Source organism: Streptomyces sp. NPDC052016, assembly GCF_044548445.1.
In the GTDB taxonomy this organism is placed as follows: Bacteria; Actinomycetota; Actinomycetes; order Streptomycetales; family Streptomycetaceae; genus Streptomyces.
On the sequence record NZ_JBIUBX010000023.1, the window covers coordinates 123,618 to 147,002 of the forward strand.

Below are 23,385 nucleotides of genomic sequence, written 5' to 3' on the forward strand. Positions count from 1 at the left end.
AGCGCGGGTGGCGTGGACGGGGAGCGGGCAGCGGGCGCGGGCGGAGGGGGTGCCCGGCGAAGGGTTCCGGCGGGGCGGTCCGACGGGGACCTCCGGTGGGGTGATCGGCGGGGCCCTCCGGCGGGGCGGTCGACGGGCCGAGCGCTGCCGGTGAGGAGAGAGGGATCGGGGGCGGAGGCGGAATGAGTGCGGAAGTTGTCCACAGGCTGTGGGTGGCCGTGGGGGGCGTACTGGTGCTGGCGTGGTCGGTGCGGTGGCTGACGGTTGCACGGCGTGAGCGCAGAACGCGGCAGCGGCTTGCCGAACTGCTGGCGCGGGCGGCGGTGCACGACATCCCGCGTCCCGGACTGCGGGAGGTCGCGCGGCGGTGGCTGCCCGAGGTGGCGGTCCTGGGCGCCGGCTGGTTGGTGGGCGGTGGTGTCGTCGGCCTCGGCCTCGGGCTGATCGGCGCCGCGGTGCTGGCGTGGTGGCGCCGTCGGCGGCGGGCGGTCGACGCCGTGAGCGAGGCCGATCTGCGGGCTGCGGCGCGGCAACTGCCGCTCGCCGCCGACCTGCTGGCCGCGTGCATCGCGGCGGGCGCCGGTCCGGTGATCGCGGCACAGGCGGTCGGCGAGGCACTGGGCGGTCCCGTCGGGGACGGGCTGGCGCACGGTGCCGCCGAGGTGCGGTTGGGAGGCGAACCCGCCACCGCGTGGCGGCGGCTGGCCGCGGTGCCGGGAGCGGCGTCCCTCGCCCGGTTGTTGGAGCGGGCCGACGTCTCAGGGCTTCCGGCGGCCGGACCGGTCGCCCGGCTCGCCGCGGACGCCCGCGCCGAGTGGGCACGGGCGGGGACCGCACGGGCCCGGCGCGCGGCCGTCCTGGTCACCGCACCGGTCGGGCTGTGCTTCCTGCCCGCCTTCATCGCGGTGGGCATCGCACCCGTCGTGATCGGCCTGGCGGGTGGGGCGCTGGGAGGGGGTGCGCCGTGAGAGTGCGCTGAGCTGCAGGTGCGGGAGAAGAGCGAACGAAGCCGACACGGGTCGGCAAAAACGACTGACAGGGCCGAAAGGCTCACCGGAACAACGGGTCGAACCTCACGGGGGTTGAGATGAGCAAGGCGGTACGGGCGCGGTTGCGTGCCCTGGTGTGCAGGGTGCACAGGGTGTGCACGGCGCGGAAGGACGCGGGGATGGTGACGTCCGAGTACGCGATGGGAATCGTCGCGGCGGTCGCGTTCGCCGTGATCCTCTACAAGGTGGTGACGAGCGGGACGGTCACCGCGGAGTTGCAGGGCATCGTGAAGCGGGCGCTCAGTGCGCGTACGTGAGCGCGGACGTGCGCGGGCCGCGGACCGGGGGTTCGTGACGGCGGAGTCGGCGGTCGTGCTGCCGGTGCTGGTGGCGTTCGCGATGGCGCTGGTGTGGGGGCTGCTCGTCATGGCGGCTCAGATCCAGTGCCTCGACGCGGCCAGGACCGGCGCCCGGGCCGCCGCCCGGCAGGACCCGGCCGACGCGGTGGCGCAGGTGACCAGGGCGACGGCACCGCGCGGGGCGCGGGTGACGGTCAGCCGGGAGGGCGGCCAGGTCCGGGTGGTGGTCGTGGCGAGGCCGCCGGTGCTGCGGGGGCTGCCGTTCGAGGTACGGGAGGAGGCCGTGGCGGCGGCGGAGGACGTGGAGGTGGGGCAGTGAGAGGGCGACGAGGCCGGTTCGTCAGGGGCGCTGTGGTGGGCGGGCGTCGCTGTGGGGTTTCCGACCGAGGTTCGGCGAGCGTCTGGACGGTCGGTGCGATCGCCGTGCTGTGCGTGGTGTTCGGCGTGGTGCTCGCCTTGGGGCAGGCCGTGCTGGCCCGGCATCGCGCCGCCGGCGCCGCGGATCTCGCGGCACTGGCGGCCGCCGACCACTGGACGGACGGTGCGTCGGCGGCCTGCGCCCAGGCGGAGCGGGTGACTCGGGCGCAGGGCGCGCGGCTCGTGCGGTGCGCGGTCGTCGGGGAGATCTCCGACGTGACGGCGGCGGCCGGGCGGGGGCCGTTCTCGGCGGAGGTCAGGGCGAGGGCGGGGCCTCCGGGGCCTGAGCAGCCACCTCCGGCCCCACCTCCGGCCCCACCTCCGGCTCCGCCGCCGGTGGGGTCGACAGCGCCGTCTCCTCCCGTTCCGTCGCAGGTGGGGTGACAGCACCGACGGCTCCGGTTCCGCCGCCTCTGAAGGCGAGAGCACGATCCGCTCCCGTATCGGCGCCGGTGGGGTCGACAGCACCGAAGGCTCCGGCTCCGCCGCCGGTGGGCTGACAGCACCGGCACCGACGGCTTCGGTAGGCGCCTCCTCCGGTGCCGGCGCCCGTTGCGTCCTTCCACCCCCGCCCAGCGGTCCGTCCCCACCCCGCCAGGTGGGCCGTCCCCACCCCGCCCGCTAATCCACCGGCTTGTCCTCCGGAGCCCCCCTCAGCAGTTCCGTGAGCAGCCGTACCGCCCCCCTCTTGTGCAGTGGATCGTTGCCGTTGCCGCACTTGGGGGACTGGATGCAGGACGGGCAGCCGGCCTCGCATTCGCAGGAGGCGATGGCCTGGCGGGTGGCGGTCAGCCAGGCGCGGGCCGTGTGGAAGGCGCGCTCCGCGAAGCCCGCGCCGCCCGGGTGGCCGTCGTAGACGAAGACCGTGGGCAGGAGCGTGTCGGGGTGCAGGGGGATCGACACGCCTCCGATGTCCCAGCGGTCGCAGGTCGCGAAGAGGGGCAGCATGCCGATGGAGGCGTGTTCGGCGGCGTGCAGGGCGCCGCCGAGGATCTCGGGGTTGATGCGGGCGGCGTCCAACTGGTCCTCGGTGACCGTCCACCACACCGCACGGGTGCGCAGCGTACGAGGAGGGAGGTCGAGCTTCGACTCGCCCAGTACCTCACCGGTGATGAGCCGTCGACGCAGGAAGGAGACCACTTGGTTGGTGACTTCGACGGAGCCGTAGCACAACCGGCCGTCGCCCCAGGGGACTTCGACGTCCGTCTCCAGGACGGAGATCGACGTCGTGTCGCGGGCGACCGTCGCGTACGGCGGACTGGCCTCCTCGACCAGGGCGACCGAGTCCTCCAGGTCCAGTGACCGCACCAGGTACGTGCGCCCCTGGTGCAGGTGGACGGCGCCCTCGTGGACGGTCGCGTGGGCGGCGCCCTCGTCGACCGTGCCGAGCAGGCGGCCCGTCCCCTCCTCGACGATCTGGACCGGGCGGCCACCCTCGCCCCGGATGTCGGTGAGGTCGGCGGCCCGTTCCCGGCGTGTCCAGTGCCAGGCCCGCGTCCGGCGGCGCAGCAGCTTCGCGGCCTCCAGCTGCGGCAGCAGTCCCGTGGTCTCCGGGCCGAACAGTTCCAGGTCCTCGTCCGTCAGGGGGATCTCGGCGGCGGCCGCGCACAGGTGGGGGGCGAGGACGTAGGGATTGTCGGGGTCGAGGACCGTCGACTCCACGGGGCGGTCGAACAGGGCCTCGGGGTGGTGGACGAGGAAGGTGTCCAGCGGGTCGTCGCGGGCGATCAGCACCGCCAGCGCCCCCTGCCCGGCCCGCCCCGCGCGGCCCGCCTGCTGCCACAGGGAGGCGCGCGTGCCCGGGTAGCCGGCGATCAGGACGGCGTCCAGGCCGGAGACGTCGATGCCGAGTTCGAGGGCGGTCGTCGCGGCCAGGCCGAGGAGTTCGCCGGAGTGCAGGGCCTGCTCCAGGGCGCGGCGTTCCTCGGGGAGGTAGCCGCCGCGGTACGCCGCGACACGCCGGGCCAGGGAGCGGTCGACCTCGCCGAGGCGCTCCTGGGCGATCACCGAGATCAGCTCGGCGCCGCGCCGGGAGCGGACGAAGGCGACCGTGCGCACCCCCTGGACGGCGAGGTCGGTGAGCAGGTCGGCGGTCTCGGCGGTGGCGGTGCGGCGGACCGGGGCGCCTCTCTCGCCCTGCATCTCGGTGAGCGGGGGCTCCCAGAGGGCGAACACCAGTTCACCACGCGGGGAGGCGTCGTCGGCGACCTCCACGACCGGGAGGCCGGTCAGGCGGCCGGCGGCGACCGCGGGCTCGGCCGCCGTGGCGGAGGCCAGCAGGAAGACGGGGGAGGCGCCGTAGCGGGCGCACAGGCGGCGCAGGCGGCGCAGCACCTGGGCGACGTGCGAGCCGAAGACGCCGCGGTAGGTGTGGCACTCGTCGATGACGACGTACTTCAGCGACTTCAGGAAGGAGGACCAGCGGGGGTGGGACGGGAGTATGCCGCGGTGCAGCATGTCCGGGTTGGTGAGGACGTAGTTGGCGTACTGGCGGATCCACTCGCGTTCCTCGAACGGGGTGTCGCCGTCGTACACGGCCGGGCGTACCGCCGTCCCCAGAGGCTGTGAAAGTTTCTTCACGGACCGGCACTGGTCCGCCGCAAGAGCTTTCGTGGGGGCCAGGTAGAGCGCGGTGGCACCGCGGCCGTTCGCGGCCTCCGAGCCCTCCAGGAGCGTCGAGAGAACCGGCACCAGGTACGCCAGGGACTTGCCGGACGCCGTGCCCGTCGCGACGACCACCGAGTCGCCGTCCAGGGCGTGCTCGGCGGCGCGGGCCTGGTGGGCCCAGGGGTGTTCGATGCCGCACGCCTGAACGGCCGCGATGACCTCCGGGCGAATCCGGTCAGGCCAGACGGCATGGCGGCCCGCGCGCGGGGGCAAGTGCTCCGTATGAGTGATGCGCGACGCCCGGCTCGGCCCCGGGGCGAGCCGGTCCAGGATCTCGCCCGGCGACAGGCGGGAGGCGGGCTGTGCCGAGGATCGATCGGATCGGTGATTCTTGGCCATCGGCACCGAGTGTGTCACTGGCGTGACGGACAATGGAGCCAAGGCGTCGTGTACGCCTGCCGGTAAGTGATTGAATGCCATCGCGGCTGGCGAACCGTCCCGGGGGCTCCTGCCGAGGTGTCCCGAGGGGCGACCGCTCGATAGCAAGGTGCTGGAGGATCCGTGGACCTGTCCCTGTCGACCCGTACCGTCGGCGATCGTACGGTCGTCGAGGTCGGTGGCGAAATCGACGTATATACCGCGCCCAAACTGCGCGAGCAGCTGGTCGAGCTGGTGAACGACGGGAATTTCCACCTCGTCGTCGACATGGAGGGCGTGGACTTCCTCGACTCCACCGGGCTCGGCGTGCTGGTCGGAGGTCTGAAGCGAGTGCGTGCCCATGAGGGCTCGCTGCGCCTGGTCTGCAACCAGGAGCGCATTCTCAAGATCTTCCGCATCACCGGTCTCACCAAGGTGTTCCCCATCCACACCTCGGTCGACGAAGCGGTAGCGGCCACCGACTGATCACCGATCCCGGGCACGTCACAGCCGCGCCCGGGGCGGCAGCACAGTTGCACACACCGGGGGACCGGGCTTTCGGCGGCCCGGCCCCCCGACAGCACGCCCGTAGTTCCGAGGGGGATGCATGGCCACCGTTGAGCTCCGCTTCAGCGCGCTGCCCGAGCACGTCAGGACCGCCCGGCTGGTGGCGGCAGCGGTGGCGCGCAGGGCCGGAGTGGACGAGGCCGTTCTCGACGAGGTCAGGCTCGCCGTCGGCGAGGCCTGCACCCGCGCCGTCGGACTGCACCAGACGGGCGGCATCACCGCGCCGGTGAAGGTGCTGCTCATCGAGGAGGAGAAACAGTTCTCCATCGAGGTGGGCGACGAGGCACCGCACGCGGTTCCCGGAGACCGGGAGCCGGGCTCCGGCGAGGAGGCCGACCTGGAGGCCGAGGAGGACGAGATGGGCCTCGCGGTCATCAGCGGCCTCGTCGACGACGTCGAGGTCACCGCCGGCGAGCACGGCGGGTCGATCCGCATGACCTGGCCGAGCACACCGGCCGCCGCGCCCATGGTCTGACGCCGGGCGCAGGGCGCCGGGCATGAGGCGCCTGACGCGAACGCCTCACCCCGATGGCCGTATCCGGCATCGCGGCGACACGCGCACACCCATACGGAAACGCACGACGAAGGGCCCCACTCGTGGGGTCCTTCGTCATGTGCGGAGATCGCCTGACGCGCTTACAGTGGTCCCAGGAAGTGAATCTTGAAGAAGTGAATCTTGCCCGGGAATTTCGTGAATCAATTCACGAACCACAATGCCTTGAGGGCATTACCGTCCCCACTTGATCACCCGATCGCGTGCGAAGGCGAATTGCATTTACCGCGCACTGTTTTGATCAGGTTCCGGTACCTACAATCCGTCCACATCTTGAGCTCAGCCCAAGCGTCAAGGAGGACGAATGGCGGGGCTTTCTACCCCTCATCGGTTGGACCACCCCACAACCTTCGCAGCTGCAGTGCTGACCGACGGCAACCGCCTCCTCGTGGTGGTCATCGGGGTCGTCGCACTGGCTGCGCTCGTGGTCGCGGGCGTACTTGTGCGCCAGGTGCTCGCGGCCGGCGAGGGCACCGACAGCATGAAGAAGATCGCGGCGGCCATCCAGGAAGGCGCCAACGCCTATCTGGCACGCCAGTTGCGCACACTCGGCGTATTCGCCGTCGTGGTGTTCTTCCTGCTCATGCTGCTGCCCGCGGACGACTGGAATCAGCGCGCCGGACGATCGATCTTCTTCCTGATCGGTGCGGCGTTCTCGGCGGCCACCGGCTATATCGGCATGTGGCTCGCCGTGCGCAGTAATGTGCGCGTCGCCGCGGCGGCCCGGGAAGCGACTCCTGCGGCGGGTGAACCGGAAAAGGATCTCACCACCGTTTCGCACAAGGCTATGAAGATCGCTTTCCGTACGGGCGGCGTCGTCGGCATGTTCACGGTGGGGCTCGGTCTGCTCGGCGCCTCCTGCGTGGTGCTGGTGTACACGGCCGACGCGCCGAAGGTCCTGGAGGGCTTCGGTCTCGGCGCGGCGCTGATCGCGATGTTCATGCGTGTCGGCGGAGGCATCTTCACCAAGGCCGCCGACGTCGGCGCCGACCTGGTCGGCAAGGTCGAACAGGGCATCCCGGAGGACGACCCGCGCAACGCCGCGACGATCGCCGACAACGTGGGCGACAACGTGGGCGACTGCGCGGGCATGGCGGCCGACCTCTTCGAGTCGTACGCCGTAACCCTCGTCGCCGCACTGATCCTCGGCACGGCGGCCTTCGGCGACGCCGGGCTCGCGTTCCCGCTCCTGGTCCCCGCCATCGGTGTGATCACCGCGATGATCGGCATCTTCGCGGTGGCGCCCCGGCGGACCGACCGCAGCGGCATGTCCGCGATCAACCGGGGCTTCTTCATCTCCGCGGTGATCTCGCTCGCGCTGGTGGCCGTCGCCGTCTTCGTGTACCTCCCCGGGTCGTACGCGGACCTCGACGGCGTCACCGACGAGGCGATCCTCGGCAAGGACGGCGATCCGCGGATCCTCGCCCTGGTCGCGGTGGCGATCGGCATCCTCCTGGCCGCCGTCATCCAGCAGCTGACCGGATACTTCACCGAGACCACCCGCCGTCCGGTCCGGGACATCGGCAAGACGTCGCTGACGGGCCCCGCCACGGTGATCCTCGCCGGCATCTCCGTCGGCCTGGAGTCCGCCGTCTACACCGCCCTGCTGATCGGTCTGAGCGTGTACGGGGCGTTCCTCCTCGGCGGTACGTCGATCATGCTGGCGCTGTTCGCGGTGGCCCTGGCCGGCACCGGTCTGCTCACCACCGTCGGCGTGATCGTCGCGATGGACACCTTCGGACCGGTCTCCGACAACGCGCAGGGCATCGCCGAGATGTCCGGCGACGTCGAGGGGGCGGGCGCGCAGGTGCTCACCAACCTCGACGCGGTCGGCAACACCACCAAGGCCATCACCAAGGGCATCGCCATCGCCACCGCCGTTCTCGCGGCGTCGGCGCTCTTCGGGTCGTACCGTGACGCGATCACGACCGGCGCGCGGGACGTCGGCGAGAAGCTCAGCGGTGACGGCGCGCCGATGAGTCTGATGATGGACATCTCGCAGCCGAACAACCTCGTCGGTCTGATCGCCGGCGCGGCGGTCGTCTTCCTCTTCTCGGGGCTGGCGATCAACGCGGTCTCGCGCTCGGCGGGTTCCGTGGTTTTCGAGGTGCGCCGGCAGTTCCGTGAGAAGCCCGGGATCATGGACTTCACCGAGAAGCCGGAGTACGGCAAGGTCGTCGACATCTGTACCAGGGACGCGCTGAGGGAGCTGGCGACCCCCGGTCTGCTGGCCGTCATGGCGCCGATCTTCGTCGGGTTCACGCTCGGCGTCGGCGCGCTCGGCGCCTATCTGGCGGGCGCGATCGGCGCGGGCACCCTGATGGCGGTCTACCTCGCCAACTCCGGCGGGGCCTGGGACAACGCCAAGAAGCTGGTCGAGGACGGCCACCACGGCGGCAAGGGCAGCGAGGCCCATGCGGCCACCGTGATCGGCGACACCGTCGGCGACCCCTTCAAGGACACCGCCGGCCCCGCCATCAACCCCCTGCTGAAGGTGATGAACCTCGTGGCGCTGCTCATCGCGCCCGCGGTGATCCAGTTCAGCTACGGAGAGGACGAGAACCTCGCCGTGCGGATCGTGATCGCGGTGCTCTCGCTGGCCGTGATCGTCGGCGCGGTGTACGTCTCCAAGCGGCGCGGGATCGCCGTGGGTGACGAAGGCGACGCCGATTCTTCCCCCAAGTCGGCGGATTCGGCGGTGGTTTCGTAGGGACCTGCCGGGTTCCGGTCAGGTTCCGCAGCTCAAGGGGCGGGCGGCCGACGCGTGTTGACGCGTCGGCCGCCCGTTTCGTTGCGTGTGCGCCCGGCCCGTGAGCCTTCTCTCTCTTCGTGCAAATGGATCTATAGGCGCATATGAAGGACATTCATCCTGGGGCTGTCGCCCGGTTGGCGTGTATGTTCCGGGGCCGAGAGCCATGGAAGGGACCAATCCGGTGAACAAGAAGCTCGCGGCCGCACTGTCCGGCGGTGCGGTACTGGTACTGGCGCTGTCGGGATGCAGCAGCGACGACGGCAACAAGGAGCTCGACGCCTGGGCCAAGCAGGTCTGCGACGCGCTGCCCGCCCAGGATGCCAAGGTCGACGCGGCCAACGACGCCATCAAGAAGGCCGCCACGGACAACAACGCCCCGGCGAACGTCCAGAAGACCGACTCCCAGGCCTTCCAGGACATGTCCGACGCCTACAAGGCACTCGCGCAGGCCGTCCAGAAGGCGGGGACGCCGCCCGGCGTCGAGGGCGGCGAGAAGAAGCAGCAGGACGCCGTCACGGCCCTCAACGGCCTCTCCGCGTCCTACGCCGACCTGAAGAAGAAGGTCGACGCGCTCGACACCAAGGACCAGGCGAAGTTCGCCGACGGCCTCCAGGACATCGCCACCGAGCTGGGCAGCCTCAGCAAGAGCGGCAACACGGCACTGAAGAACCTGGAGCAGGGCGACGTCAAGGACGCCATGGCCAAGCAGGACAGCTGCAAGAAGGTGGCGGCCTCGGCCTCGGCGCGGGCCGCGAGCAGCTGATCGGGGGCCACGGACCGGCTGACACGGGGCACGGGGTGGGTGACCCCGGGCACAAGGCCGGGTGATCCCGGGCGGGCGATCACCTGATGTCCGGCCGCAGCCGCCCATGCCGCAGCCGCCCATGCCGCAGCCGCCCCATGCCGCGGCCATCCCATGCTGCGGCCGTCCCATGCTGCGGCCGTCCCGCTGCCGCGGCCACCCGTTGCCGGGCCCGTCGGCCGCCGCCGGCGGTCCGGTCGGCTGATCCGCGCGGGGCGTGCGGCACGCGCGCGGGACACAATGGGGGCGTGAGTAACGCCACCCTGTCCCCCCTGCCCTCCGCCGACCGCCCCGACGTCGCCGCCCGGCTGCGCGAGGCCCTTCTCGCGGCCTCCTTCACCGCCGACGGGCTGCTCGAACTGCTCGGCGCGCCCGCGTACGCGGCCCTGGCCCGCAGCGAGGTCGTTCCCGCACTGCGGGCGACGCGTGGCGACACGCCGCTGGAGGCGCTGGTCCGCCTCTTCCTGCTCCAGCAGCCGGTCCCCTACGCGCGCGTGGAGGGCGTTCTGCCCGTCCACGCGTGCGTGGAGAGCGGCTGGCTGCGGCGCGCGGGTGAGGACGACGTCGCCGCGACCGTCGACGTGCGACCGTACGGCGGGCCGGGCGGCGAGGACTGGTTCATCGTGTCCGACCTGGGGTGCGCGGTCGGCGGGGCCGGCGGCATCGGCCGCAGCGACGAGAGCGTCGTCCTCGGCGTCGGCGGGGCGTCGACCACGCTCGCCGGCATCACCGTCCGTACGCCCGTCGAGTCCGCCCTCGACCTCGGCACCGGCTCCGGCATCCAGGCGCTGCACGCCGCGCAGCACGCCACCCGCGTGACGGCGACCGACCTCAACCCGCGTGCCCTGCACATCACCGCGCTCACGCTGGCGCTGTCCGGCGCCCCGGAGGCCGACCTGCGCGAGGGGTCGCTGTTCGAGCCCGTGCGGGACGACGAGACGTTCGACCTGATCGTCTCGAACCCGCCGTTCGTGATCTCGCCGGGTGCGCGGCTGACGTACCGGGACGGCGGGATGGGCGGGGACGATCTGTGCCGGTCGCTCGTTCAGCAGGCGGGGGAACGCCTGAGCGTGGGCGGTTTCGCGCAGTTCCTCGCCAACTGGCAGCACGTGGAGGGGGAGGACTGGCAGGACAGGCTGCGGTCGTGGGTGCCGCGCGGGTGCGACGCGTGGATCGTGCAGCGCGAGGTGCAGGACATCACGCAGTACGCCGAGCTGTGGCTCAGGGACGCCGGTGACCACCGGGGCGACCCGGAGGAGTACCAGGCGCGGTACGACGCCTGGCTGGACGAGTTCGAGGCGCGCAAGGTGAAGGCCGTCGGCTTCGGCTGGATCACGCTGCGGAGGACGGAGTCCGCCGCGCCCACCATCACCCTCGAGGAGTGGCCGCACCCGGTCGAGCAGCCCCTCGGCGACACGGTCCGGGCGCACTTCGGCCGCGTCGACTTCCTGCGCACTCACGACGACGCGGCCCTGCTCACGGGACACTTCAGGCTCGCCGCGGAAGTCGTGCAGGAGCAGGTCGGACTGCCCGGCGCCGAGGACCCGGAGCACGTCGTGCTGCGGCAGCACCGCGGCATGCGCCGCGCCACCAAGGTGGACACGGTCGGCGCGGGGTTCGCGGGCGTGTGCGACGGTTCGCTGAGCGCGGGCCGGATCCTGGACGCCATCGCGCAACTCGTCGGCGAGGACCCGCTGTTGCTGCGCGACCGTACGCCGGCGCAGATCCGGCTGCTGGTGGAACAGGGGTTCCTCGAACCGGCCTGAGGCCCCGGGCCGGCGCGCGTCTCTGCCGGGTCGCGCCCGTACCACTGAGACGCCTGTGCCCGATCTGACGGGATCGACGGGATTGGTGACGAAAAGGCCTCCTGTCAGTGGTGGGTGCGAAGCTACCTTCAAGGGACGAACGTCGCGCGTTCTCGGGGGAGGCGCGCTGTCTCGGGGGGAGGCGCGATGGCGGGGGAGACGCCGGACCAGGGCCGGGGCCAGGGCAGGATCATCAACGGCCGCTACCGGCTGCTGCGCACGCTGGGCGCGGGCGGCATGGGCCGCGTCTGGCTCGCGCACGACGAGGAACTCGCGTGCGAGGTGGCGCTGAAGGAGATCGCGCTGTCGGAGGTGCCGAGGGACGCGACCGAGCACGAGCAGCGTGTCGCCCGGGCCCGCAGTGAGGCCCGGCACGCCGCCCGCCTGCGTGGCCATCCGCACGTGGCGACGGTGCACGACGTGGTGATGCACGACGGACTGCCCTGGATCGTCATGGAGTACGTGCCGGACGCGGTCGACCTCCAGGCGGTCGTCCGGCGCTCCGGGCCGCTGCCGCCCGTCCAGGTGGCCCGCGTCGGCCTCGCCGTCCTCGACGCGCTCACCGCCGGCCACCGCATCGGCATCCTCCACAGGGATGTGAAACCGGCCAACGTCCTTGTGTCGCGGGACGCCTCGGGCGACTCCTACGCGCGCGTGCTGCTCACCGACTACGGCATCGCGCTCCAGCCGGAGTCCCGCGAGCCCCGGCTCACCGCGACCGCGGGCATCCTCGGCACCCCCGGCTACCTCGCCCCCGAGCGGGCCCGCGGCGAGCCGCCCACCCCTGCCGCCGACCTGTTCTCCCTCGGCGCCACGCTGTACGCCGCCGTCGAGGGCCGCGGCCCCTTCGACCGCCACGGCGAATACGCCACCCTGACCGCCCTTCTCGGCGAGGATCCGACCCCGCCGACACGGGCCGGTGAACTGGCGCCGGTGCTGCAGGGACTGCTCGTCAAGGACCCCGTGCGCAGGTCGTCGCCGGAGGCGGCGGCCCGGGGACTGGAGCGGGTGCTGCGGTCGGCGGAGGGCGCCCGGCCGTCGGGACCGCCGGGACCGGGTACGGCTGCGGTGGCGGGCGACCCCGGCGCACCGCCGGGAGCCTTCGGCCCACCGCCCCAGGGGTACGGCGCGGCCGTCGCGGGAGCCGGGGCGGCAGCGGCGGCAGCGGCGGGGCCGGCACCGTGGAGTCCGGCGGGGGACGCGGCACCCGTGGCGGGTTCGATTCCGGGGCACGGTGTGTCTCCCGCGGTCGGCGCACCACCGGGGCACGGTGTGTCTCCTGGGTCGAGCGCACCACCGGGGCAGGGCATGTCTCCTGGGCTGAGCGCACCACCGGGGCAGGGCATCCCCGGCGGGTCCGGCGCACCGCCCGGGCACGTCGGCTCCGGCGCACCGCCCGGGCACGTCGGTTCCGGCGCACCACCAGGGCACGGCACCCCCGGTGTGTCCAGCGCGCCGCCTGGTGTGTCCAGCGCACCGCCCGGGCGCGTCAGTTCCGACGTACCACCGGGGCAGGGCAATTCGTATGGGTCCGGCGCACCACCGGAGCAGGGCACCCCGGATGGGTCCGGCGCACACCCTGGGCATGCCGTCCCCGGCGGGCACGGTGCCCTCCCCGGGTACGGCTCCCCGACACCCTCCGGAGGCGCGGGAGTGTCGGGCGCCCCGCACACGCCGGGGGCCCCGCACACGCCGGGCACGCCCCCGCCGCCGTATGCGCCGGGGACGCCGCAGACTCCGCAGACGCCGACCGGCGGCTCGCCGCCGACACCGGGTGCGCCCACGGCCCCCGGCACTCCCCCGGCGCCCGTCGGTCAGCACACTCCCGGCGCCCCGCCTGCACCGGCGGCCCCCTACGGTCCTTGGCAGCCGCCTGTCGCTCAGCGCCCGTCGGCACCGGGCAATCCGTACGCGCAGGCGGCGGGGGGCTTCCGGGCGCAGGCCGCCTGGGCGGGCCCGGCGGCCCAGGCGTCCGGCAGCCCCTACGCGGCGGGCGGCGCGAACGGGACGCCGTACGCGGGCGCCCCGCAGCCGTACCCCGCGGGAGCGGGCACGTACGGCGACGACGCGGGCCGCCACGGTGGCGGTCCCATCCCGCCCTTCTTCGCGGCGGCCGGTCCCTCCGGCGGTCCGCCGTCTCCCGCGTCCAGGAAGCGGGCCGCGGTCATCGCCCTCGTCGTGGCCGCCGTCCTCGTGGTCGCCGCAGGGGCGTGGGCGGCCGTGTCACTGGTCGGTCGCGGTGACGACGACACCCCGGCGGCGAAGAAGTCGTCCTCGCCGGGCGCGCCCACGCCGTCGTCGTCGCCGACCGGGCCCGTGTACCCGTACGGCGAGGCCGTCGGGCTGACCCAGCCGCTGGAGACGGGGGACTGCGTGAAGGCCGTCTGGTCGGGCGAGCCGTTCGCGTCGGCGCCGAACCTGGGGGTGGTGGACTGCACCGAGGACTGGCCGGACGGCCAGGTCGTGGCGGTCGACACGGCCACCGACTTCGCCGACGCCCGGGACCGGGGAGCCCAGCGGTGCGCCGCGCAGAGCCGGGCGGTCGTCGCGGCCCTGCCCGACGCGGGCGGGTACGCCGTCGTGCCGACGCGGGAAGGCTTCACCGCGGCCGACAGCGGTACGGCATGTCTCGTCCTCGGCCGCCATGCGGCGATAGGCGGCGAGGTGGGCCGCTTCCGGGACGCCGGCACGGACCTGTGGGTCGGGCAGATGAGCGTCGGCGACTGCTGGATCTACGAGGATCTGGACGACGGCTACAAGGCGCCCCTCACGGATTGCGCCAAACCGCACACGGACCAGGTGATCGGAACCGTTCAGGCCGCCGACAAAATGAGCTACAAGAACGGCGTCGACAACGCGAGCAAGCTCTGTGCCAACAAATTCGAGTCGGCCTGGGCGCCCGGTTCCGAGCGTGTCGTGGTCGGCTGGATGACCGACGAGGAGGACTGGAACGCCGGATTCACCAAGATCGTGTGCACGGTGAGCAGGGTCGACAACGGGAAGACGACGGGAAAGATACCCGCGCCCGGTGCGGTGTGAGTCCGGTCGCATCCTGGTGCGACGCTCACGGCGGCCCATCGCCCCCGCCCGTCGACCCGCCGTTCACCCCGGGTTCGTCCGGACGCCGCCCACGCGTGTCAGCCTCCCGGGACCGGGGCATGCGCGGGCGGGGAGAAGAGGGGCGCGGACGATCATGGAGAGTGGGCCGGCGATCTTCACGGGAACGGTGTTCGCCCTGTTCGGAAGCGGTTTGCTGGGATGGACGGCGGTGCGCGTACGGCAGCGCCAACCCGTCGCCCAGGGTGTGAGCCCGGTCGCATCGGCGGCCCTCGCGTCCCTCGTCGCCGTGGTCGCACTGACCGTCGGAACGTGGTGCTTCACCCGCCTCTGAAGCACTGCGGAAGATCTTGCTGAAGCACCGGTGAGAACCGCGTAAGGACGGCAACACGGATAATTGAGAGGTCGTGCTCCGCTCCGGCGGAAAAGTGCCGGTCGGCACTCCGGGCGGCAGGAATGGCGGAAGTCGGGTTACCGTTCGAGTGGCCGTTGCGGGCTTTTCCCGTTTGACACGGGGGCGGGCTGTACCGTCACACTCCGCAGCGTCACCATGACCCGACCCCGGGAGCAAGGCCTGGGGAGGCCCCAGCGTCGACCGGAGAGAAGAGCGAAGTTGTCCCCGACCAGCGAGACCGCGAAGGGCGGCCGCCGACTCGTCATCGTCGAGTCGCCTGCCAAGGCGAAGACGATCAAGGGCTATCTCGGCCCCGGATACGTTGTCGAGGCGAGCGTCGGGCACATCCGCGACCTCCCCAACGGCGCCGCGGAGGTGCCGGAGAAGTACACCGGCGAGGTCCGCCGCCTCGGTGTGGACGTCGACCACGACTTCCAGCCGATCTATGTGATCAACGCCGACAAGAAGGCACAGGTCAAGAAGCTCAAGGATCTGCTGAAGGAGTCCGACGAGCTCTTCCTCGCCACCGATGAGGACCGGGAGGGCGAGGCGATCGCCTGGCACCTCCAGGAGGTCCTCAAGCCCAAGATCCCCGTCAAGCGGATGGTCTTCCACGAGATCACCAAGGACGCGATCCGGGCGGCCGTCGCCAACCCGCGCCAGCTCAACCAGAAGCTGGTCGACGCCCAGGAGACCCGCCGCATCCTCGACCGTCTCTACGGCTACGAGGTCTCGCCGGTCCTGTGGAAGAAGGTCATGCCGCGCCTGTCGGCCGGCCGTGTCCAGTCCGTCGCCACACGGCTCGTCGTCGAGCGGGAACGCGAGCGCATCGCGTTTCGTTCCGCCGAGTACTGGGACCTGACGGGCACCTTCGCGACCGGCCGCGCGGGGGATCCGTCGGACCCGTCGTCGCTGGTCGCCCGCCTGCAGACCGTCGACGGCAGGCGGGTCGCGCAGGGCCGCGACTTCGACTCCCTGGGACAGATCAAGAGCGCGAACACCCTTCACCTCGACGAGGCGAACGCCCGCGCCCTCGCCGCCGCCCTGGAGAACACCCGCTTCTCCGTCCGGTCCGTCGAGTCCAAGCCGTACCGCCGCTCGCCGTACGCCCCGTTCCGTACGACGACGCTGCAGCAGGAGGCCAGCCGCAAGCTCGGCTTCGGCGCGAAGGCCACGATGCAGATCGCGCAGAAGCTGTACGAGAACGGCTACATCACGTACATGCGTACGGACTCCACGACGCTGAGCGACACCGCCGTCGCCGCGGCCCGGGCGCAGGTCACGCAGCTGTACGGCGCCGACTACCTGCCGCCCCAGCCGCGCACCTACGCCGGCAAGGTCAAGAACGCGCAGGAGGCGCACGAGGCGATCCGACCCTCGGGTGATCGTTTCCGCACGCCCGCCGAGACCGGCCTGACCGGCGACCAGTTCCGGCTCTACGAGCTGATCTGGAAGCGCACGGTCGCCTCGCAGATGAAGGACGCGACGGGCAACTCCGTCACGGTGAAGATCGGCGGCACGGCGGCCGACGGACGGGACGTCGAGTTCAGCGCCTCCGGCAAGACGATCACCTTCCACGGCTTCCTGAAGGCGTACGTCGAAGGCGCCGACGACCCGAACGCCGAGCTGGACGACCGCGAGCGCCGTCTGCCCCAGGTCGCCGAGGGCGACGCGCTCAGCGCCGAGGAGATCACGGTCGACGGGCACGCCACCAAGCCCCCGGCCCGCTACACCGAGGCCAGCCTGGTCAAGGAGCTCGAGGAGCGCGAGATCGGCCGCCCGTCGACGTACGCGTCGATCATCGGCACGATCCTCGACCGCGGGTACGTGTTCAAGAAGGGCACGGCGCTGGTGCCGTCCTTCCTGAGCTTCGCCGTGGTCAACCTCCTGGAGAAGCACTTCGGGCGGCTCGTCGACTACGACTTCACCGCCAAGATGGAGGACGACCTCGACGCCATCGCCCGCGGCGAGGCGCAGGCCGTGCCGTGGCTGCGGCGCTTCTACTTCGGCGAGGGCACGGGCAACGGCGGCGCGGCCGACGCCGGCAACGGCGACGGGGACCACCTCGGCGGCCTCAAGGAACTGGTGACCGACCTGGGCGCGATCGACGCGCGCGAGGTGTCGTCGTTCCCGGTGGGCAACGACATCGTGCTGCGGGTCGGGCGTTACGGCCCGTACATCGAGCGCGGTGAGAAGGACGCGGAGGGCCACCAGCGAGCCGACATCCCCGAGGACCTCGCGCCGGACGAGCTGTCCGTGGAACTCGCGGAGGAACTCCTCGCCAAGCCGAGCGGTGACTTCGAGCTGGGCGCCGACCCGGCCACCGGCCACCAGATCATCGCCAGGGACGGCCGCTACGGCCCGTACGTCACCGAGGTACTCCCCGAGGGCACCCCGAAGACCGGCAAGAACGCGGTCAAGCCGCGGACGGCCTCGCTCTTCAAGTCGATGTCGCTGGACACGGTCACGCTGGAGGACGCACTCAGGCTGATGTCGCTGCCGCGTGTCGTCGGCACCGACGCGGACGGCGCGGAGATCACCGCGCAGAACGGCCGCTACGGCCCGTACCTGAAGAAGGGCACGGACTCGCGGTCGCTGCAGTCCGAGGACCAGATCTTCACGATCACGCTGGAGGAGGCGCAGGCGATCTACGCCCAGCCCAAGCAGCGTGGTCGCGCCGCGGCCAAGCCGCCGCTGAAGGAGCTGGGCGAGGACCCGGTCAGCGGCAAGCCGGTCGTCGTCAAGGACGGTCGCTTCGGGCCGTACGTCACCGACGGGGAGACCAACGCGACGCTCCGCTCCGGCGACAGCGTCGAGACGATCACCCCGGAGCGCGGCTTCGAGCTGCTCGCCGAGAAGCGGGCCAAGGGGCCCGCCAAGAAGACGGCGAAGAAGGCGCCCGCCAAGAAGACGGCCGCGAAGAAGGCCGCTCCGGCGAAGAAGACGGCCGCCAAGAAGACCGCGGCGAAGAAGACGACCACGACCGCGAAGAAGACGACGGCGAAGAAGGCGACGGCTTCCAGGACGGCGACCGAGGACTGACGGCGACCGGGGCCGGGGCGACCGGCGGCTGAGGGCGACCGGAGGTTGACGTCGGCCGACGGCTGAAGGCGCCCGAAGGCTGAGGGTGACTGACGGCTGAGCCGACGGCGCCCGGAGGCTGCCGGCTGTCGATGGCCGGAGGCTGAGATGGACCGGAGGCTGCCGGCCGCAAGCTGCCGATGGCTGAGGGCGGCCGGAGCTGAAGGTGGACCGGAAGCCGCGGACTGCGGGCTGCCGAAGGCCGAGCTCTGAGGGTTGAGAGCCCAAGCCGCCCGCGCCGCGCGGGATTTCCCCACATCGGCTTCGCGAAACGCACGCCCCGGCATCACTTTGGTGTCGGGGTGTGCACGCCTGTGGACGGGCCCCTCGGGCTGTCAGTCGCTGCCGATAGGCTGAAAGCATGACGCGAGCCGAGCAGCCAACGGCCCACCACCCGGCCCCAGACGACGCCCTGGTAGCGGACTCCCGCGAGCGCGCCGTTCGCGCCCTGTTGCGCCAGCCGCAGCTCAAGCGGTTGTGGAGCGCGCAGTTGGTGAGCGGCGTCGGCGACGCCCTCGCCCTGCTGGTCCTCGTCCTCCTCGCCCTCCAGGCGGCGATCGCCGAGGGCTCCTTCGGAGGCGGCTACCGGGGCGTGGCGTTCGCGGTCGCGACCGTCTTCGGCGTACGGATCCTCGCCACCCTGCTCTTCGGCGCGGTCCTCCTCGGACCCCTGACCTCCCTGACGTCGCCGGACGGGCCGCTGGACCGCCGCTGGACCATGGTCGGCGCGGACGGACTGCGCGCCGCCCTGCTGATCGTCGCGCCGCTGTGGATCGACTGGACCCCGGACGACGCCCTGGCGCTGCTGCTGGTCACCGTGTTCGTGACCGGTGTCGCCGAGCGGTTCTGGACGGTCGCCCGCGAGAGCGCGGCCCCCGCGCTGCTGCCCGCCCCGCCGCTGGAGGGCGCGACGGTACGGCCGCTGCCGGACCACCTCGACGCGCTGCGCCGGCTGTCGCTGCGTACCGGCTTCGTCGCGGTGCCGCTGGGCGCGGCCGCGCTGCTCGTGGCGGCGTTGCTCAACAACCTGCTGGGCGCCGGGATCGCCTGGTTCGCCCAGCACCAGGCGGCCCTCGCCTCGTATGTCGCCGCCGGCCTGTTCGCCGCGTCCCTCTCCGTCGTGGTCTTCCTGGACCTGCCCGGTACGCGCACCCCGCGCGCGCGGTCCCCGCTCGAGGGGCTGCGCCGGCCCCGGACGGCCACCGGTGTCGACGTGGGCCGCACGGGCGCGATCCCGCTGCTGGTCCTCGCCTGCGCTGCCGTCGCCGGCGCCATCGCCGCCGCGGTCGCCGTGGCGGTGCTGCACGCCAAGGACCTGGGCGGCGGCCCGGTGACGTACGGCCTGCTCGTGCTCGCGCTGACCGGCGGAGTCGTCGCCGGCGTCCGTACGGCACCGAAGATGCTGGCGTCGCTGTCGCGGAGGCGGCTGCTCGCGCTGGCCATCGCCTTCACCGGCGTGGCGCTGCTCGCGGCCGGGCTCGTCCCGGACGTCACCACCGTGCTGCTGATCGTCGCCCTCGCCGGTGTCGGCGCGGGCGTCGCCGCCAACACCGGGCACGCGCTCCTCGACCAGGAGGCCGAGGACCACCGCCGCACGCGCGTGACGGAGCACCTGCACGCGGTCGTCCGCGTCCTCGTCGCGCTGGGCGCGCTGATCGCCCCGGTGGTGGCGGCGCTGATCGGGCCGCACCGACTGGAGAACGGCAAGTTCGTCTTCGCGCACGGCGGGGCCGCCTTCACGCTGATGCTCGTGGGCGCGCTGCTGCTGCCGGTCGCCGCGCTGGTGCTCGCCAAGGTCGACGACCGCTCCGGCGTACCCCTGCGGCACGACCTGCGGGACGCGCTGCTCGGCGGTGACGACCCCGTGCAGGCACCGGCCGCCAACGGTTTCTTCATCGCCCTGGAGGGCGGCGACGGCGCCGGCAAGTCCACCCAGGCCGAGGCGCTCGCCGAGTGGATCCGCGCCAAGGGGCACGAGGTCGTCCTCACGCGCGAGCCGGGTGCCACGCCCGTCGGCAAGCGGCTGCGGTCGATCCTGCTCGACGTGTCGAGCGCCGGGCTCTCGCACCGCGCGGAGGCGCTGCTGTACGCGGCGGACCGCGCGGAGCACGTGGACACGGTCGTGCGTCCCGCGCTGGAGCGCGGCGCCGTGGTGATCACCGACCGGTACATCGACTCGTCCGTGGCCTACCAGGGCGCCGGCCGGGACCTGTCCCCGACCGAGATCGCGCGGATCTCCCGGTGGGCGACGAACGGGCTGGTGCCGCATCTGACGGTGCTGCTGGACGTCTCCCCGGAGACCGCCCGCGAACGCTTCACGGAGGCGCCGGACCGGCTGGAGTCGGAGCCGGCGGAGTTCCACGCGCGCGTGCGCTCCGGTTTCCTCACGCTGGCCGCCGCCGACCCCGGCCGCTACCTCGTCGTCGACGCCGGTCAGGAGCCGGAGGCCGTGACCGCGGCCGTCCGGGCCCGGCTCGACCGGATGCTGCCGCTGTCCGAGGCCGAGATCAAGGCCCAGGAGGAGGCGCGCAGGAAGGCCGAGGAGGAGGCGCGCAGGAAGGCTGAGGAAGAGGCCCGGCGCAAGGCCGAGGAGGAGCGCCTGGAGCGTGAGCGCCAGGAACAGCTCGCCCGCCTGCGTGCCGAGGAGGAGGAGCGCAAGCGGCGCGAGCTGGAGGAGGCGCAGCGACGCGAGGCCGAGCGGCAGGCCGAGGAGGCCCGGCGGCGGGCCGAGGAGGCGGCCCGGCGGGCGGAGGAGGAGCGCTTGCGTCTCCTCGCCGAGGAGAAGGCCCGCGCCGACGAGGAGGCCCGCCGCAGGGCGGAGGAGGAGCGGCGCCGCCGGCAGGCCGAGGAGGAGGCCCGGCTGCGCGCCGAGGCCGAGGCGCTGCGCCTGGAGAAGCAGCGGAAGGCCGAGGAGGCGCTGCTGCGGGCCGAGGAGGCGCGGCGCGCGGCGGAGCAGGCCGCTGCCGCCGCCCAGGCCGGCCCGAAGCCGACGCCGCCCCCCGCCGCCACGGTCGCGCCGGACGCGGCGACCGTGCCGACGCCGGTGGTGACGCCGACGAACGCGTCGGGCGGGCCCGTCGAGGAGACGGCCGTGCTGCCTCGCGTACGCATGGACAAGGATCCCGTCGAGGACTCGCGGGGCTCGCGCGACTCCCGGAGGTCGGCCGGGGTCGCCGGGGAGCCGTCGGACGCACCCGAGCGGCCTGGGTCCGACGCCGAGGTGACCGCCGAGCTGCCGCAGCCGCCGGCGCCTGCCGCTGCCGCCGACGAGACGGCCGTCCTGCCCCCCGTGACGTCGCCGGGCGCTGCCGACGAGACGGCGGTGCTGCCCCCGGTGCGCGGCGAGAACCCCGCGGACGGGACGCCCGCGCCCGGGGACAGCCCCGCCGACCGGGTGCCGCCGGGGTACTTCCGCGACGAGCGTCCGGCTGCCGGGCCGGACGGCTCCGATGACCGCACGCGAGAGCTGCCCCAGGTCGACGAGGAGGGCACGCCCCGACACCGGCCGCGCCCGGACTGGGCCGAGGAGACACCCCTGGACGACCTGCCGACGCTGGCGGACGAACTGCTGGGCCCGCACCGCGACGACGCCGGGTACGACGACGGCGCCGACGAGGGACGGGACGGCGGCCGGGGCGGCGGCCGAGGTCGGGGTCGACGCCGCTGAGGGTCGGCCGCCGGTGAGGCGGGCGGCTCGGCACTGGTGACTGAGGCGTGGCCGTCGGCTTCGAGTGGCGTTCCGGGCTTGCCAGGTGGCGGCGGCCGCAGGCGGGCTTCTGTGCCCGCCGGAGTCTGCGGCGGCAGCCGAGGGCGGTCGGCGCCTTGTGGTCCGGCCGCCGATGAGGCGGGCGGCCCGGTACCTGATGCCGAGGCCTCGCGCGGCCGCGGGGGATGTCCGGGCTCGCCAAGGGTTGCGGCGGCGGCCGAAGGCCGGGTCGGCGTCGCCGGGACCCGGCAGCCGGTTGTGAGGCTCAACACCTGCTGCCGGAGTCCGGTCATCGGCCGGGGCGGGCTTCCGGGGGCTTATCTCGGGGGCCGGATTCCGTGCCGCGCTGAGTGAGTCTTGGGCGACCGAGTGGGGGGCGGAAGATCCTGGGGGACGCCGAGGCCCGCGGGTTGCCGCAGGGCCCGGGCCGGCGCCCGGGACGGTCGGATCTCGGGCTGCCGACGTCCGTGGGGGCCTCAGAGTGCCGGCCGGGGCCTGTGGGCTGCCGAGGTCCGTGGGGTGCCGGAGTCGTTGTCAGTGGGAGCCCGCACAATGGGAATCCGCAAGGCGCACCGTGACGAAAGGGGCGGCGTAACCCATGACCGTATGGGACGACCTCGTCGGGCAGGAGAGGGTGAGTGAACAGCTCACCGCCGCCGCCCGGGACGCCGACGCGCTCGTCACCGCGGCCGCGTCCGACGCGCCGCCGCCCGAGGCGTCGAAGATGACGCACGCCTGGCTGTTCACGGGGCCGCCCGGCGCGGGCCGGACGCAGGCGGCCCGGGCCTTCGCCGCCGCGCTCCAGTGCGTGAGCCCCGACCGGGCGCTCGGCGGCGCCCCGGGGTGCGGCTTCTGCGACGGCTGCCATACGGCGCTGATCGGCACGCACGCCGACGTCACCACCGTCGCCGCCGTGGGCACGCAGATCCTCGCCGAGGACATGCGCGACACGGTGCGGAAGTCGTTCACCTCGCCTGCCACCGGGCGCTGGCAGGTCATCCTCGTCGAGGACGCCGAGCGGCTGAACGAGAAGTCCGCCAACGCCGTGCTCAAGGCGGTCGAGGAGCCCGCCCCGCGCACCGTGTGGCTGCTGTGCGCGCCGTCCCTCGAGGACGTCCTGCCGACGATCCGCTCCCGCTGCCGGCACCTGAACCTGAGCACGCCCTCCGTCGACGCCGTCGCCGACATGCTCGTACGGCGTGAGGGCGTCGAGCCCGCCGTCGCCGCGGCCGCCGCCCGCGCCACCCAGGGGCACGTCGACCGGGCCCGGCGCCTGGCCACCGACCCCGCCGCCCGCGAGCGCCGGGCGGCCGTGCTCAGGCTGCCGCTGCGCGTCGAGGACGTCGGCGGCTGCCTCAAGGCCGCGCAGGAGCTCGTCGACGCGGCCACCGAGGACGCCAAGCAGCTCGCCGAGGAGAGGGACGCCAAGGAGACCGAGGAGTTGAAGGCGGCGCTGGGCGCGGCCCAGGGCGGGCGGATGCCGCGCGGCACGGCAGGCGTGATGAAGGACCTGGAGGACAAGCAGAAGCGCCGCAGGACGCGTACGCAGCGCGACAGCCTCGACCTGGCGCTCACCGACCTCACCGCCTTCTACCGCGACGTCCTCGCCCTCCAGCTCGGCTCCCGCGTCGCCCTGGCCAACACGGACGCCGAGGACACCCTGGAGCGGCTCGCCCGCGGCACCACCCCCGAGTCCACCCTCCGTCGCATCGAGGCCATCGCCGCGTGCAGAGAGGCCCTCGACCGCAACGTGGCCCCGCTGCTGGCGGTGGAGGCGATGACGATGGCGTTGAGAGCGGGCTGAGTCCGGCCGGGCGGTTGGCGGCGCGTTGACCGCGTCACTCTTCCGTGGCGGTCGGCGTACGCACGGCATTCGATC

The 23,385-nt window shown here is 73.0% G+C and carries 15 protein-coding genes; 14 read left to right on the forward strand and 1 reads right to left on the reverse strand.

Annotated features, from left to right (window positions below; all coding sequences use genetic code 11):
- The first annotated feature begins 182 nt into the window (after positions 1 to 182).
- The 4 genes from ACIHAR_RS27185 (at position 183) to ACIHAR_RS27200 (ending at position 2,149) form a co-directional block, all read left to right on the forward strand.
- Positions 183 to 968 carry a type II secretion system F family protein gene (locus ACIHAR_RS27185; protein ID WP_400022337.1) on the forward strand — a complete coding sequence of 262 codons (786 nt, stop codon included), beginning with the start codon at positions 183 to 185 and terminating at the stop codon, positions 966 to 968.
- Between the two features lie 119 nt (positions 969 to 1,087).
- Positions 1,088 to 1,306 (forward strand): DUF4244 domain-containing protein, encoded by a 219-nt coding sequence (locus tag ACIHAR_RS27190; protein WP_365472008.1) that lies wholly within the window; start codon positions 1,088 to 1,090, stop codon positions 1,304 to 1,306.
- A gap of 34 nt (positions 1,307 to 1,340) precedes the next feature.
- Positions 1,341 to 1,667: a TadE family type IV pilus minor pilin gene (locus tag ACIHAR_RS27195; RefSeq protein ID WP_400022338.1), complete on the forward strand. Its 327-nt coding sequence runs from the start codon at positions 1,341 to 1,343 to the stop codon at positions 1,665 to 1,667.
- Positions 1,668 to 1,702: 35 nt separating this feature from the next.
- Entirely contained in the window at positions 1,703 to 2,149 is a 447-nt protein-coding gene (locus ACIHAR_RS27200; protein WP_365472002.1) for an Rv3654c family TadE-like protein, read from the forward strand.
- Between the two features lie 237 nt (positions 2,150 to 2,386).
- Here ACIHAR_RS27200 and ACIHAR_RS27205 read toward each other — a convergent pair whose 3' ends face one another.
- Positions 2,387 to 4,852: a DEAD/DEAH box helicase gene (locus ACIHAR_RS27205; protein WP_365471999.1), complete on the reverse strand. Its 2,466-nt coding sequence runs from the start codon at positions 4,850 to 4,852 to the stop codon at positions 2,387 to 2,389.
- Positions 4,853 to 4,933: 81 nt separating this feature from the next.
- Between ACIHAR_RS27205 and bldG the strand changes: the two genes are divergently transcribed.
- The 10 genes from bldG (at position 4,934) to ACIHAR_RS27255 (ending at position 23,310) form a co-directional block, all read left to right on the forward strand.
- On the forward strand, positions 4,934 to 5,275 hold the full coding sequence (gene bldG / locus ACIHAR_RS27210) for an anti-sigma factor antagonist BldG (RefSeq protein ID WP_009189842.1): 342 nt from the start codon (positions 4,934 to 4,936) through the stop codon (positions 5,273 to 5,275).
- 121 nt (positions 5,276 to 5,396) lie between these two features.
- Positions 5,397 to 5,831: an ATP-binding protein gene (locus ACIHAR_RS27215; RefSeq protein WP_365471996.1), complete on the forward strand. Its 435-nt coding sequence runs from the start codon at positions 5,397 to 5,399 to the stop codon at positions 5,829 to 5,831.
- A 382-nt stretch (positions 5,832 to 6,213) separates the two neighbouring features.
- The gene (locus ACIHAR_RS27220) at positions 6,214 to 8,619 is read left to right on the forward strand and encodes a sodium-translocating pyrophosphatase (RefSeq protein WP_365471993.1); all 2,406 of its coding nucleotides are present in this window, start codon (positions 6,214 to 6,216) and stop codon (positions 8,617 to 8,619) included.
- A 205-nt stretch (positions 8,620 to 8,824) separates the two neighbouring features.
- Positions 8,825 to 9,424 (forward strand): small secreted protein, encoded by a 600-nt coding sequence (locus tag ACIHAR_RS27225; protein ID WP_365472269.1) that lies wholly within the window; start codon positions 8,825 to 8,827, stop codon positions 9,422 to 9,424.
- 287 nt (positions 9,425 to 9,711) lie between these two features.
- The gene (locus tag ACIHAR_RS27230; RefSeq protein WP_400022339.1) at positions 9,712 to 11,229 is read left to right on the forward strand and encodes a methyltransferase; all 1,518 of its coding nucleotides are present in this window, start codon (positions 9,712 to 9,714) and stop codon (positions 11,227 to 11,229) included.
- Between the two features lie 186 nt (positions 11,230 to 11,415).
- Positions 11,416 to 14,307, forward strand: coding sequence for a protein kinase (locus tag ACIHAR_RS27235; protein ID WP_400022340.1), 2,892 nt, complete (start codon positions 11,416 to 11,418; stop codon positions 14,305 to 14,307).
- A gap of 154 nt (positions 14,308 to 14,461) precedes the next feature.
- Positions 14,462 to 14,659: a hypothetical protein gene (locus ACIHAR_RS27240; RefSeq protein ID WP_365472278.1), complete on the forward strand. Its 198-nt coding sequence runs from the start codon at positions 14,462 to 14,464 to the stop codon at positions 14,657 to 14,659.
- Between the two features lie 279 nt (positions 14,660 to 14,938).
- Positions 14,939 to 17,761, forward strand: coding sequence for a type I DNA topoisomerase (gene topA, locus ACIHAR_RS27245; protein ID WP_365472281.1), 2,823 nt, complete (start codon positions 14,939 to 14,941; stop codon positions 17,759 to 17,761).
- A 400-nt stretch (positions 17,762 to 18,161) separates the two neighbouring features.
- Positions 18,162 to 21,467, forward strand: a complete 3,306-nt coding sequence (tmk, locus tag ACIHAR_RS27250) for a dTMP kinase (protein WP_400022341.1) — start codon at positions 18,162 to 18,164, stop codon at positions 21,465 to 21,467.
- Between the two features lie 637 nt (positions 21,468 to 22,104).
- The gene (locus ACIHAR_RS27255) at positions 22,105 to 23,310 is read left to right on the forward strand and encodes a DNA polymerase III subunit delta' (protein ID WP_400022342.1); all 1,206 of its coding nucleotides are present in this window, start codon (positions 22,105 to 22,107) and stop codon (positions 23,308 to 23,310) included.
- Positions 23,311 to 23,385 lie beyond the last annotated feature (75 nt).

Coding starts and splice junctions, on each gene's coding strand:
- ACIHAR_RS27185 (WP_400022337.1), top strand. CDS start 183: ATGAGTGCGGAAGTTGTCCACAGGCTGTGGGTGGCCGTGGGGGGCGTA.
- ACIHAR_RS27190 (WP_365472008.1), top strand. CDS start 1,088: ATGAGCAAGGCGGTACGGGCGCGGTTGCGTGCCCTGGTGTGCAGGGTG.
- ACIHAR_RS27205 (WP_365471999.1), bottom strand. CDS start 4,852: ATGGCATTCAATCACTTACCGGCAGGCGTACACGACGCCTTGGCTCCA.
- ACIHAR_RS27215 (WP_365471996.1), top strand. CDS start 5,397: ATGGCCACCGTTGAGCTCCGCTTCAGCGCGCTGCCCGAGCACGTCAGG.
- ACIHAR_RS27220 (WP_365471993.1), top strand. CDS start 6,214: ATGGCGGGGCTTTCTACCCCTCATCGGTTGGACCACCCCACAACCTTC.
- ACIHAR_RS27225 (WP_365472269.1), top strand. CDS start 8,825: ATGGAAGGGACCAATCCGGTGAACAAGAAGCTCGCGGCCGCACTGTCC.
- ACIHAR_RS27235 (WP_400022340.1), top strand. CDS start 11,416: ATGGCGGGGGAGACGCCGGACCAGGGCCGGGGCCAGGGCAGGATCATC.
- ACIHAR_RS27240 (WP_365472278.1), top strand. CDS start 14,462: ATGGAGAGTGGGCCGGCGATCTTCACGGGAACGGTGTTCGCCCTGTTC.
- tmk (WP_400022341.1), top strand. CDS start 18,162: ATGACGCGAGCCGAGCAGCCAACGGCCCACCACCCGGCCCCAGACGAC.
- ACIHAR_RS27255 (WP_400022342.1), top strand. CDS start 22,105: ATGACCGTATGGGACGACCTCGTCGGGCAGGAGAGGGTGAGTGAACAG.